We start from the raw sequence: 12759 nt of genomic DNA, 5'->3' as shown, positions 1-12759 counted from the left end.
CATTTGTATAATTTTGCAACTTTACCCAACCATATAGATAATAAAAACCCGTTTGTCATAGAAACAGAATTCTATATCAAACAGCTACTGCAACAATTTCCATTTAATCTATGTGAACAAGCACTTTAAGTTTGTGTGGACGCACAATATTCATTTCAATTACTGCTATGTAAATTTTAAACATTCAAATTAATTGCCTCTTTAAGCCTTGCATTAGCAATTACTATAATTTTACGCATTAGAGCTGTTATAGCTACCATCTTCTTCTTACCACTTTCAACAAGCTTAGAATAAAAGGTGCCAAGTGCAGATTTGGACCTTGCAGCAGACATGGCAGATGTAAAGAGCTTTGAACGAACATTACTTCTACCTCCTATAATCCTTCGGTAACCAACAGTTTTACCACTTTCCCTAGGATGAGGTGCTACTCCGGCAAGACTTGCTACTTCTTTTCTACTTAAGTAGCCAAGCTCTGGCATTAAACACAAAAAATCTTGTGATAACTTTTTGCCTATTCCAGGAACTGTTTTAAGGATTTTTTGACGTTGTTGTAGCTCATGGCTTTCATCAATAATTTTTTGTATAGTGTCATTGAGTTCGTTTATTTGATTATTGAAAAATTCAATGGTCTTCTGGCAACTTTCCTTTATATGGTCATTTTCAGGAGCTTCCAGTCTACACTTTTCCTGAGCTCTCATTTGCGTAATGTCATCACGACGTTGACAAAGTGCAACCAGGGTTGATTGTTCTTTTGATTGTAGGTACAAATAGAGAGAGAGTTCTATGGCGTTCAAATCCATATTGAGCAAGAGCCCTCGCATCTGATTTATCAGACTTTGCTACAGTTCCGTGAGACAAGATAAAGCTTTTTACTTTACGAGTATTAGCTCGATGTACTGCAATATTCTTGTCAATAAGAAAATGTGACAAACCAAGCTCATATTTTCCTGTGTTTTCCAAAGTTACTAAAGAATTAGGTAGAATATCTGAAAACTTTTGAAATAATTGTTGCCAAACATCAGAATCATTGTCAAATTTGACAGCGTTCTTCTGTTTGTGAATTGCAACGACATTTTTAAATTTTCCGATATCAATGCCAATAAAATTTTGATAAGATGTAACCATAACAAACCTCGATAGTTTTAGTTAATTTAAGATTGTAAACGGGTGCATATATATGTTCCAAGCAACTATTCAAACGTATCGAGAGATGGGCTAGTGTACCTTGATTTAAACGGTTGTAGTACCAATATTCTTCCGGTCGCACACGCCCATGATAGTCCTATTCCTATAGTGAGTAGGGCTATCTTTCCCTCTTATCCTCTTTTATATCACATTTTCAACTTACAATATTCTAACTCAGCTCCCGAGAAACCATCAGTTTTATCTGCAAGTTTTTCAGTATTTACTTTAACTTCCAACTCTTCAATATCTTTAAATGTTTTTATATATAAGTCCAATATATCCTTACGCTGGGCCTTATCTGGTAAAGGAATTTCAATATGATTATAGAGACGGCCTGGCCTAATAAACGCTTTGTCTAAAACATCTCTACGATTAGTTGCAGCAATTACTGTTACACCTTTTAGTGGGTTGAAACCATCGAGCTCGGTTAAAAACTGATTCACAAGGCTGTCGCATGATTGAGCATGACCAGAACTACCACCGCTACCACGTTTTGTAGCAATACAATCAATTTCATCTATAAAAATTATACAAGGAGCATTTGCTCTTGCCTTTTTAAAAATTTCTCTTACGTACTTTTCACCTTCACCAACATACGATTTCAGAAATTCAGATGCAGAAACACTAATAAACTTTGCATTAGCTTGACATGCAATTGCACGAGCAATTTTGGTTTTACCATTTCCGGGTGGACCATAAAAAAGATAGCCTTTTTCTGGTTTGTAACCTGTCTTTTGAAGTAATGCTTTATTTCTTTCTGGAATAATACCAAGAATCTTGTTTAGCTCCTTTTTAAAGCTTTCTGGAATTATAATATCATCAAGTGTTGTTTTACTTTCCGATTTAGCTGGATCAAAAATTTCTATTGAAGAGTTACTTTGTGTGAATCTATTTATAAAACTATCTATTATTCTAAAATTTTCTATACCTTTAACATTAATTTTTTTAAGATCAGCTAAAGCTTTTGCTCCTTTATCACCAATGTTGTTCAAAGTTACATAAAGTGAAGTAAGGTTGTAAGATTACCATTAGCTAAAGCTTTTGCTCCTTCATCACCAATATAACAGCTTTTTAAACTAAGCTTTGTAATACTAAGATTGCTCTGTAAAAAGCTTACTAATTCACTTATGTTTATTGTTTTCGAGTACAAATCAAGAAAGTCGTCTTGAACAAATTGACTAAAATCCATTTCATTTCTCCATTAAATATATAGATATTTTAGCCTATATTTTAATAATTGTCAAATTTTTAATAAATCTAATGAAAAATTATAGAAAATGCTTAGCATCACAAAAAATTTACTTTATTTTTAAGTAGAAAAATAGTACGTACCTTTGTGAAAACGAGTTGCATGATAAGAAAGCTGGTGAAATGTTTCGAGTAACTTTTTCGTTTCTATGATCCACTTGGCGGCAAGAATAAAGTTTTAATCGTTCCATGGTTTCTGTATAATTTTCAAAACTTAATTGGTATATATGAAGGTAATAATAGGTAGCGCTAGTAAACGATTAGGAGATTCAATAGCAAGTGGGCTAAATGCTCAGCTATTCCCCAATCAGGTGTCAAGATTTGCCGATGGTGAGGTAAATGTAGAAGTAGCAAATGATCTACGTGATCAAGAAGTATACGTAGTACAATCTATTTCTTCCCCTGTAAATGATAACCTTATGGAGCTTCTGCTTACAATTGATGCAGCAAAGAGATCTGGAGCCAAGAGAATAACAGCTATTATTCCTTATTACGGATACAGTAGGCAGGATAGGGTTATTAAAAACAATAATATGCAATCTGCTTTAAGTGCTAAATTAACTGCAAATCTTATTCAAACAGCTGGTGCAAACAGTGTTGCTGCTATTGATTTGCATTCAAGTCAAATTGAAGGTTTTTTTGATATACCAGTTACTAATCTAAGCTGTTTTGAAGTATTTGTTAACTCTATATACAAGGAAAACTTGGCAATAGTTGCGCCTGATGTTGGAGCAATTGGCAGAGCTCGTGCTTTTGCAAAGATTTTAGAGGAAAAACACAAGTTGGATAATGATATTGTTGTAGTAGATAAATATAGAGAAAAAGCAGGTACATCTGAGGTAATGAATGTAATCGGAGAAGTTGCAAACAAAAATTGCGTCATTGTTGATGATATAGTTGACTCTGGCGGAACATTATGTAATGCAGCTCTTGCTTTAAAAAACCGAGGAGCAAAGTCTGTAGTTTCGTGCATTACACATGGAATACTTTCAGGAAATGCAGTTGAGAAAATCTCTTCCTCTTCTCTGGATAAATTAGTAATTACGGACACCGTATTTCACAAATTTGAAAAAAATGATAAGATAGAGGTTGTTTCAATTGCAAATATTTTAATTTGCTTTATGCAAGGAGGTAAAAGTGCCAGCTAGATCAACAGAAGATGTTATCACTTCGTTAATAGAATTTGCAAATAAGAGAAAAATAATAATTACTAAGGAAGAAATGCTTAAAACTGCACAGCTTGTGAGGATTAAGTTATCCGATGATGAGATTCAATACTACTCAAAAGAACTGACAATGCTGGATTGGATACATGATACTTTGTTGAAAGTTAATACTGAAGGTGTTTCTCCTATGCGTTATGGAACTATAGATAAGGATGTCCATGTACGCGATGGTATTATAAATTCTCAAAACATTAAAGAAGAAATATTATCCAATACAAAATCGGAGCATGGGTATTTCGTAGTACCGAAGGTTATAAACGATTAAGATAAAGCAAGATTTATACCGATTTTATAGATCTACTTTCAAAAATAAGACCAATCTGGTAAAGAAGCATTCGTTGGAGTAAAAAACATTTTTTGATTTTTCTTTACTAAATCTACTAAATATAATTTAGAGTTGCTTGGTGATTCTGCGTTAGTAAAGATAATTTCTCTGCCATTTGGTAGCCATGCCGGAGATTCAATTTTATGTCCCTCTGAAAGCAAGCGCTCTTCTTTGCCATCTGGCTTCATAACTCCTATGTAAAATTTTCCTGACTGAATTTTTGTAAAAGCTATCAGATCTCCTTTTGGCGACCAAACAGGTGTAGCATATCTTCCATTTCCAAAACTAATTCTCTTGGGTTTTTTGCTTTTTTTAGTGAAATCTATGATATATAGTTGCTGACTTCCACTTATATCAGAACTAAAAACCATGTACTTTTGATCTGGAGACAAAGAGGGAGAAGTACTTATAGCTGAACCTTTAGTAATTTTTTTTGTTCGTTTACTGCTTAAGTCTAGAGATAATATATTTGTTTCACCACTCAATGAGTGGGAAATAAAAAGAGATTTACCATCAGGAGAAAATCTTGGTGCAGAAATAACTCCTTCAAATGCGCTGATTATTGATTCAGTGTTATCTTTTAAATTTTTTAATATTATATAACTTTTACCATTTGTGTATGAGATATAAACAATACCCTTTCCATTTGGTGAAAATCTTGGTGTTGACACAAATTCCTCACCATTTGTTAAGTACTTTATATTACTGCCATCTTGATTCATCACAGCAATTTTACGGACGGATTTGTAATTGCTATCTTTTTCTTCAGCGATATATGTAATTTTTGTATTGAAATGCCCTTTCTCACCAATTAATCTATCGTGTATCACATCTGAAACAAGATGACTAATTTTCCTCCAGTCTTTTACTAGAAAAACAACCGACTGAGTAAGTAATTCTCTGTTTGTAAAGCTGTCAGATAAACGAAAAGATAGCTCTAAATTTCTGTTTGATACTTCACTTAAACTTACTGTGACTACAGTATCGCTTTTCCAAGACTCAACTTTCGTGTTACGTTTCACATTAAATAAGCCACAATTAGATAGATTTGTTTCAATTACTTTTGTGATGCTTTCACTTAGCTCACTTTCCACTTCTGTCTTGCATGCACATTTAGATACAACAAGATCAATATTACCAATATTGCTTTTTTTTATATCAACATATAAAACAGCTTTTGTGGAATAAGGAATAAATAACGAAATAAATAACACCAGTTGAACGAATAGCTTCATTAGATTTCTTGCATTACCTCCTGTCATCTCAGCAAATAGCTTACTTTTGAAGTTAAACTGCATGACAGTAGAGTAAATCAATTTCTGCAGTACTTGACACTGGAATCCAGAAATTTGACTGCAAGTAAGTGCACTGAGGTGGCAAGCATAAAAGTAGCTGTTTTATTCTAAAATAAACGTCTTTGACAAGGTTGCATGAAAAAATGGATTCCAGTGTCAGAGCACTGGGATGACACTCTACTGGTGGAGATTGCTCTAAAACTACAATGTTTGCCTGGGCGTTGAGATGGCACCCTTCTGGTAGATTCAAATCACAATGTTTGTATAGTTGTGTGATCTGACACTGATTTTTTTTTACGGATTCCAGTATTGCATGCTGAAATAACATCAAAGAATACATTGTTAACTTCTTACTCAAATAATGGTTAATAAAAAGAGGTATATTTCTATACCTGTTCTATTTGGACTTCAACTATAGGTCTTTTTAGTAAATATTCCTTTAAGATACTAAATATTGAACTTTCAATCTTATTTCTTATTTTTTTTATCGGTTGTGGACTAAATGCTGACTCAACCTTCTCTATGATCTTTTGCATAATGGCTGCATCTTCTTGCGCTTCGAAAACACCAGGTGCAAATATTTTTGGCTTAGCGAGCAATTTGTTTTTCTTATTCACAATTGCTGTTACTACAATAACCCCAGCATCTCTCATTCTCTCACGCATCTTTATAACGCTGCATTCTGGATGGCGTAGCAACGTACCATCAATACCAAAGTAGTCAACATCAATTGAACTAACTTTTTCTCCATTTTCCAAATTAACAATATCACCTGGTGCAATCATTATTGCTTTTTTCACACCGCACTCTTTAGCGAACTTTACATGTGCATCCGTATGAATATACTCACCATGAACTGGAATAGCTATCTTAGGTTTTATCAAAGAATACATTTCCCTTAGCTCTGCTTTTACTGGATGTCCGGAAGCATGAACATTCTCTGTTTTTTCAGTAATAACTTCCACTCCCATCTCAATAAAGGCATTGAGCATGTTATGTGCACGAGTTTCATTGCCAGGAATGATTTTTGATGAAAAGATTATGGTATCACCTTGCTGCATTTTAAATGCTTGATGACTCTTATTAGCAAGCCTTGAGGTTGCTGCCAGTGGCTCACCTTGACAACCTGTGCAAAGTAGCACCAGCTTTTCCCTTGGAAAATTTACTGCCTCCTTTGCTTCTAGAAACTCAGGAGAATCAGTTAAATAACCACTATCCTGAGCAACTTTCACTATTCTCCATAAAGATCTGCCAAGTAAAACCACTTTTCTATTTAGTGCTTGTGCAGCTTTAGCGATAGTCTCAATTCGCGCCACATTTGAGGCAAATAGCGATACAGCAATCAATTTTTTAGACCGCTTTATTATATTGTAAATATTATCATAAATTTCACTTTCTGATTCAGGGTCGTGTTTGCTCAGTATGTTTGTTGAATCACAAATTGCTGCAAGTAGATCACCTTTATCGCCAATTTCTTTTAAACGCTCTATATTAGAAATTAATCCAACAACAGGTTTTGGATCAAATTTCCAGTCCCCAGTATGAAGTGCACTACCTGCTTCAGTGCTAATTAATATTGAATTTGCCTCAGGAATTGAGTGAGTTACATTTATAAACTCAACGGTAAAAGGACCCAAATTTATGCTGCCATTTATGTCTACCTCTTTCACAGGTACCACACCTTCCAATCGAAACTCCTTTAGTTTCTCCTTGAGAAAATTAACTGTAAACTTTGTTGTATATATGGGACATTGCAAATCTTCCCACAGATGAGGCACTGCACCACAGTGATCTTCATGTGCATGTGTAATTATTATTCCAAGCAAATCTTTTTTTCTTTGAGCAATAAAATCTACATCAGCAATGAGTAGCTCAACACCTGGCATAGTTTCATCTGCAAAACCGATACCAAGGTCGATCATAATCCACTTGCCTTGATAATGATATAGGCTAACGTTCATCCCAATTCTTCCTACTCCTCCAAGAGGAAGAAATAAAAACTCATTTTTGTTTATGTTCATTAATTTTAAATTATTAAAATGCGAGGATAGCAAAACTTCGACCTTAAATAAAGGAATTTATCACTTTTGCATAACTTTAAAAAATCTTTTCACTAAAAGAGAAGGCTTTCAAATTGGTAAAAAGAATTAAGTGTAGACAGCTACCTCTTTATATCATTTAGCAAATTTCTCATTTTTTTTTTACTTTTCCAAAGAATCCTTCAGATTTCTGCTCTACACTTTCATGTTCCTCTTCCTCAAGCGCTTTTAATAGCTCAATCTGCTTTTGGGTTAAATTCTTTGGATTTAAAGTCTCAACTATTACCTGTACGTATAAATCACCACGAGCATGTGAGTTCATATATGGCATACCCTTTTCCCTACAACGTAGTTTGGTACCAGTTTGAGTGCCTTCAGGGACCTTTACTTTTATTTTAGCTCCATCAATTGATTGAATATCGATTTCACCACCAAGTACTGCTAGTGTCATTCTTATAGGCACTTTACAGTGTAAATCTGCTCTATTGCGAGTGAAGATCTGATGAGTAGCTATTTTCACACATACGTATAAATCTCCGCTTTTTCCACCTCTTGCTCCAGCTTCTCCTTTACCACTGACCCTTACCTTAGCTCCTTCTTCTATGCCTTTTGGAATTGAAACGGAGATATTTACTTCATCTCTTTTACGCCCACTTCCACCGCATTTCTTACATTTATTTTGTATTATTTCTCCTTCCCCATAGCATGTAGTACACGTTCTTTCAATGGTAAAAAAGCCCTGTTGAGTTCTAATTCTACCGCTTCCCTGGCATGTGTTGCACTGAACTGGTTTGATTGCTCCTTCGCTACCTGTGCCTTGGCATGTATTACATTTTATATTTGTCACATAATGTATAGGTGCTTGTATTCCTTTAAATGCATCTTCTAAGGTAATTTTAAGATCGTAGCGCAGATCTGATCCAGATACTCCTGTTGTACTTCTTTTTGTTCTTGACCTACTTGTACTGCCGCCGAATCCTCCACCAAAAAAATCGTTAAATATATCGCTAAAATCCCCTCCAGCTTGGCTGAAATCAAATCCACCAGAAGCACCATCGTGACCATAACGATCATAACCTGCTCTTTTTTCAGAGTCAGATAGAACTTCATATGCAGCTGTTACTTCTTTAAATTTTTCCTCTGCTTCCTTATTACCAGGATTTCTGTCAGGATGATATTTTAATGCTAGTTTTTTATATGCTTTTTTTATCTCGTCAGTACTAGCATTTCTGCTCACTTCTAGCAGATCATAATAGTCTTTTTTGTTCATATATAATAGCTCAGTATTTTACCTTTAAAGATAGGTATTACACATATGAATTTCAAGCATGACCTCTATTTCCTATAAAATATGGTGCACCCTGAGCGACTTGAACGCCCGACCTTTTGATCCGTAGTCAAATGCTCTAATCCAACTGAGCTAAGGGTGCTTGCACAAAGTTGACTTTAACAGATTTTATAGCTTATTTCAATTGGTTTAGCTAAAAATAAAACTCTTATCATGTATGAAACCTGTAAGAAATTGTACTAGCTCTCTTAAAGGATAACTTAAGTTAACAGTTTCCAATTACTTTGATTTTAGAACCGCTATCCGAATAAGAGCTTTTCACATTATACTGCCAAACTGCTAACAAATAGCGGAATGACGGTTATAGTTAAATCTAAACTATTTTGGCTATATCAGAAGACGGGTTATGCAGAAACCTTAAAATACTTCTTGCTTGCCAAGGAGAATAAATACATTCCTATAAACAAGCAGATACTCAATATCGATGCATAGGAAAACTTGAAAATTAAATCTTTAATATATATTGATAAGCATTTACCTGCAGAAATTTTGTATAGTAGTCCAACACAAATAATCGTACTATCAATGACCGATGCTATAATTAAAGTGATGAAATTTGCCATATGAAAATTCAATTTCGACTTTAGTTCTTCAAAAACAACTATGCTTGAGAGAAGAGAGATTAAAATTGCAGTATATAGAACCAGTATCATAAAACTAAAATTTTGCAATTTAAAAAGACAGCATATCACTGTACACACTATTAAGCTGTAAGTAGCTTTGCTTCTACCATGAAACTCAACCATTGAGTTTACAACTAAAGTAGCTCCCACAAATAAGGTAGCACATATCATTAATTTATTTGAAGTGTTAAGTAAAGAAAGACTGATAAGCAAGAGTATTGATAAAATGGACATAATCACCTACCTAAATTTAATAACATGCATTTACTTTAATCAGACATTACACATAATGAAAAATTTGTCTAGCGTAATCAAAAGTTATTTAAACTAGTACCTAAGTCTTTCAAATCTATTCTTATAATATCCTTTATATTGAGAGCTTTCTCCTTTGTCACTTTTCCAATACATGAAAAAACTATACCTTTAAACAATTCTTCAAACTTCCGCTGATTTTGCGGGGCAATGGTTACTAATATTCTACTTTGCGATTCAGAAAACATTATTATCTTGTTTATTATGTCTGTATTTTGTGTTTTTCCTATTGGTACTAGTGAAAGATCAATTTCAGCACCAAGGTCTCCTGCAATTAGCGATTTTGCCAGAGCAATAATTAAGCCGCCTAAGTTTGGTGCAATTGCAGAGACAATTATGCCATCTTTTATTGCCTGGTTGTAACGTTCATACAACTTCCTAGCGCTCTTTGCATGAACTTTTGGCACGTTGTTATTATCTATTCCACTATATAACTGATATTCAGATTTACCAAGCTCATCGTGGGTTGTACCAAGCACATATATCAAGTCCCCTGGCATTTTCACATCAAGCGATACCGCATTTTCAATATTGTCTATAACTCCAATTGCTGAAATGAGTAGTGAAGGTGGTGCAGATATCATCACTTTCTCGCCATTTTCATCATATCCCTTAAAGTCGTTAAACATACTATCTTTTCCGGATATAAATGGCGTTTTAAATGCAGTTGCAAAGTTGTAACAAGCCTCTGCAGCTCTCTTTAGTTGCCACAGCCTTTCTGGATTATAAGCATCACACCAGCAAAAATTGTCGAGCAACGCTAGATGATTTATATTTCCTCCTGCAGCTACGTAGTTACGTATTGCAGTGTCAATCGCACATGCTGCCATGTGATAAGTGTCAATTTCTCCATAACTTGAGCCAAATCCCTGCGATTTTACAACACCTTTGTTTGAAGAAAGGACTGGCCTCGAGACAACAGCTTCACTGCACACTCTTCCCTTGCCTTGCAGTGGTTTCAGTATTGACGATCCTTGAACCTCATGGTCATATTGCACCACTATAAACTCTTTGCTGCGTATGTTTGGTCTGCTTAGCATTTCTTTTAGTGCAAAGGTGTCATTCCAGTGCTTGACACTGGAATCTATCTCAAGCTCAACTCTGCCATCGCACGTATTTTTACATAAAGTTTTAGATTTATTTGCAGAAAAAGCCTGCTGGGTTCCAGTGTCAAGCACTGGGATAACAGGAGAGAATTCTGGAATGACAGCGTATGGGTTAGATTTTCCAGACCATGGATTTGTCTGTAAATGCATTTTAGGATTACCATCATGCAGAAATTCAGTTTCGATGTCCATTATTACTGCCCCTGGGGGACATTTAACAACGGCTTTGCCACTTTTGTTGAATTCTCCAATTACACAGACCTCCACATCATGTGTTTTCATGATTTGCTTAAACGCAGGAAGATTTTCTTCTGGCACTGCTAAGGTCATTCTCTCTTGTGATTCTGATATCCATATTTCCCACGGAGCCATACCATCGTTTTTAAGGAGAACCTTGCTCAAATCAACTTCAAATCCGTCTTTTCCCATTTCACCAATGGACGATGATAGACCGCCTGCTCCATTATCCGTTATTGCATTATAAAGACCAAGATCTCTTGCTTTTACGACGGCGTTGGATAATTTTTTTTGTGTTATAGGATCACCAATTTGCACAATTGTTGAAGGGCTATTTCCCGACAATGCCTCTGAAGAAAAAGTTGCACCGTGAATTCCGTCCCTTCCAACTCTTCCACCAATAATTACGATTTTATCACCGTTTTTGGGTTCTTTTATGTGTGAAGGTGCATTATTTATATTCCGTGGAATAATTCCGATGCTTCCAACAAAAACTAATGGCTTTCCACAGAATCTATCGTCAAAGTATACCGATCCAAGTTGCGTTGGAATACCGGAGCAATTACCAGCAACATTAACACCGTGAATCACTTCTTTCATTATATATTTTGGTGGTAAGATTTTATCAGTACGCTCTTTATCTCTATAAAGTTTGCCTTTTGATTCTTTGGCAAAGCAAAAGTAATAAGTATTCATTATAGGTTCTGCACCTTTGCCAAAACCGACTATATCTCGATTAACTCCAAGCACTCCAGTCATTGCTCCACCGAACGGATCGAGAGCTGAAGGACTATTGTGAGTTTCAACTTTATCTACAATCAAGTAATCGTCATCAAAAATTATTCCTCCTGCGTTGTCGGAGAAAACTGACACGCATATGTTAGAATTTATCTCACGCGTTGCACGCTTAATATAATGAGCATATAGACCATCTTTTATTTCATCAATAGGGGAGCAAAAAATATTGTGTTTACAATGTTCAGACCAAGTCTGTGCCAGAGACTCAAGTTCAATATCATATGGATTTCTACCGAGTTTTTCAAAGTAATCCTTTATAGCTTTCATTGCTGCCAGCGAGAGCCCTAACGTGCCATTACCATCGATTCCATCTCTGCTGATTTTTTCAAGCTCTTGGTCACTTACATTGAGTTTGACAGATTTTGCTCCACTATTACCTGGTGTCATCCCAGTGCTTGACACTGGAATCCATTCTTTTTTTTCCTGGTCACGCGCTGTAATGACACCAGGTGGGGTATTTGGTTTACTGTAATACTTCCAATGGCAATTGCCGTTTTCTTTATAGACAAGTGTGCAATATTCAGTAATAGGATTGAATTCCTGTTTTATGTCATCTTCGGTTGGAAAACCTCCTTGACTTAGAATCAATTTTGAACTTCTTGCCTTGATAGAAACACTTTCATCAATGTGGCCTTTGCTCATTAGATATTCTCTAACAATTTGTTTTGCCGTGTTTCCTACGTTATCGGTCATGCCAGGTAAAAAGCTTATCTCCAAGCCCCATTTTGCTTGTGATTCTATGAAGTTATATTGAACTTTTTCAAGGTTTTCATTGTAGGAATAATAACGGCAGTCTTGTATGACTTTATTATAAAATAGCCCACAAATTTCTTCATGTAATTTTGATGGTAATTCTTTGCTTATGTAAATCAAGTAAACATTAACTACCCTTCTGCGGCCAACTTGTTCACATTTATTAAAAACTTCTATTCTGATGTTTGCCATGTAATATTGTAAAAGACTTTAATATATCATAGCATAAGAAACTGCGAGCACATTTATATTTTAAATAATTTC

General features: G+C 35.1%; 9 protein-coding genes, 1 tRNA gene and 1 pseudogene. 2 read left to right on the top strand and 9 right to left on the bottom strand.

Annotation, left to right across the window (positions count from 1 at the left end; genetic code table 11):
- Positions 1-176: 176 nt before the first annotated feature.
- The 3 genes and pseudogenes from OM967_RS00780 to OM967_RS00770 all read right to left on the bottom strand — a co-directional run bounded on the left by OM967_RS00780 (position 177) and on the right by OM967_RS00770 (position 2374).
- Positions 177-1125 (bottom strand): annotated as a pseudogene (locus OM967_RS00780) (IS110 family RNA-guided transposase).
- A gap of 206 nt (positions 1126-1331) precedes the next feature.
- Positions 1332-2177 (bottom strand): ATP-binding protein, encoded by an 846-nt coding sequence (locus OM967_RS00775; RefSeq protein ID WP_246433158.1) that lies wholly within the window; start codon positions 2175-2177, stop codon positions 1332-1334.
- A 2-nt stretch (positions 2178-2179) separates the two neighbouring features.
- The gene (locus tag OM967_RS00770) at positions 2180-2374 is read right to left on the bottom strand and encodes a leucine-rich repeat domain-containing protein (RefSeq protein ID WP_246433159.1); all 195 of its coding nucleotides are present in this window, start codon (positions 2372-2374) and stop codon (positions 2180-2182) included.
- 286 nt (positions 2375-2660) lie between these two features.
- Between OM967_RS00770 and OM967_RS00765 the strand changes: the two genes are divergently transcribed.
- Positions 2661-3581, top strand: coding sequence for a ribose-phosphate diphosphokinase (locus OM967_RS00765; RefSeq protein ID WP_211907993.1), 921 nt, complete (start codon positions 2661-2663; stop codon positions 3579-3581).
- Positions 3571-3924, top strand: a complete 354-nt coding sequence (gene gatC / locus OM967_RS00760) for an Asp-tRNA(Asn)/Glu-tRNA(Gln) amidotransferase subunit GatC (RefSeq protein ID WP_264337357.1) — start codon at positions 3571-3573, stop codon at positions 3922-3924. The genes OM967_RS00765 and gatC overlap by 11 nt, the downstream gene beginning before the upstream one ends.
- 38 nt (positions 3925-3962) lie before the next feature.
- Here gatC and OM967_RS00755 read toward each other — a convergent pair whose 3' ends face one another.
- From OM967_RS00755 to OM967_RS00730, 6 genes are all read right to left on the bottom strand, one after another.
- Positions 3963-5219, bottom strand: a complete 1257-nt coding sequence (locus tag OM967_RS00755; RefSeq protein WP_264337413.1) for a Tol-Pal system protein TolB — start codon at positions 5217-5219, stop codon at positions 3963-3965.
- Between the two features lie 446 nt (positions 5220-5665).
- Positions 5666-7300 carry a ribonuclease J gene (locus OM967_RS00750; RefSeq protein ID WP_211907995.1) on the bottom strand — a complete coding sequence of 545 codons (1635 nt, stop codon included), beginning with the start codon at positions 7298-7300 and terminating at the stop codon, positions 5666-5668.
- Positions 7301-7469: 169 nt separating this feature from the next.
- Positions 7470-8588, bottom strand: a complete 1119-nt coding sequence (gene dnaJ, locus OM967_RS00745) for a molecular chaperone DnaJ (RefSeq protein WP_006012700.1) — start codon at positions 8586-8588, stop codon at positions 7470-7472.
- Between the two features lie 82 nt (positions 8589-8670).
- A tRNA-Arg gene (locus OM967_RS00740) sits at positions 8671-8748 on the bottom strand.
- Positions 8749-9010: 262 nt separating this feature from the next.
- On the bottom strand, positions 9011-9319 hold the full coding sequence (locus OM967_RS00735; protein WP_264337356.1) for a hypothetical protein: 309 nt from the start codon (positions 9317-9319) through the stop codon (positions 9011-9013).
- A gap of 281 nt (positions 9320-9600) precedes the next feature.
- Positions 9601-12687, bottom strand: coding sequence for a phosphoribosylformylglycinamidine synthase subunit PurL (locus tag OM967_RS00730; protein ID WP_264337355.1), 3087 nt, complete (start codon positions 12685-12687; stop codon positions 9601-9603).
- Positions 12688-12759: the final 72 nt, after the last annotated feature.

The organism is Wolbachia endosymbiont (group B) of Dolichovespula media (genome assembly GCF_947179505.1).
Taxonomy (GTDB): domain Bacteria; phylum Pseudomonadota; class Alphaproteobacteria; order Rickettsiales; family Anaplasmataceae; genus Wolbachia.
Note: the sequence above shows the minus strand (reverse complement) of the source record. Positions and strands in the feature narration are given on the sequence as shown.

Bases quoted from the DNA above. Each gene is read 5' to 3' on its own strand.
- OM967_RS00770 (WP_246433159.1), bottom strand. From the start codon at position 2,374: ATGGATTTTAGTCAATTTGTTCAAGACGACTTTCTTGATTTGTACTCG.
- OM967_RS00765 (WP_211907993.1), top strand. From the start codon at position 2,661: ATGAAGGTAATAATAGGTAGCGCTAGTAAACGATTAGGAGATTCAATA.
- OM967_RS00755 (WP_264337413.1), bottom strand. From the start codon at position 5,219: ATGAAGCTATTCGTTCAACTGGTGTTATTTATTTCGTTATTTATTCCT.
- OM967_RS00750 (WP_211907995.1), bottom strand. From the start codon at position 7,300: ATGAACATAAACAAAAATGAGTTTTTATTTCTTCCTCTTGGAGGAGTA.
- dnaJ (WP_006012700.1), bottom strand. From the start codon at position 8,588: ATGAACAAAAAAGACTATTATGATCTGCTAGAAGTGAGCAGAAATGCT.
- OM967_RS00735 (WP_264337356.1), bottom strand. From the start codon at position 9,319: ATGATACTGGTTCTATATACTGCAATTTTAATCTCTCTTCTCTCAAGC.
- OM967_RS00730 (WP_264337355.1), bottom strand. From the start codon at position 12,687: ATGGCAAACATCAGAATAGAAGTTTTTAATAAATGTGAACAAGTTGGC.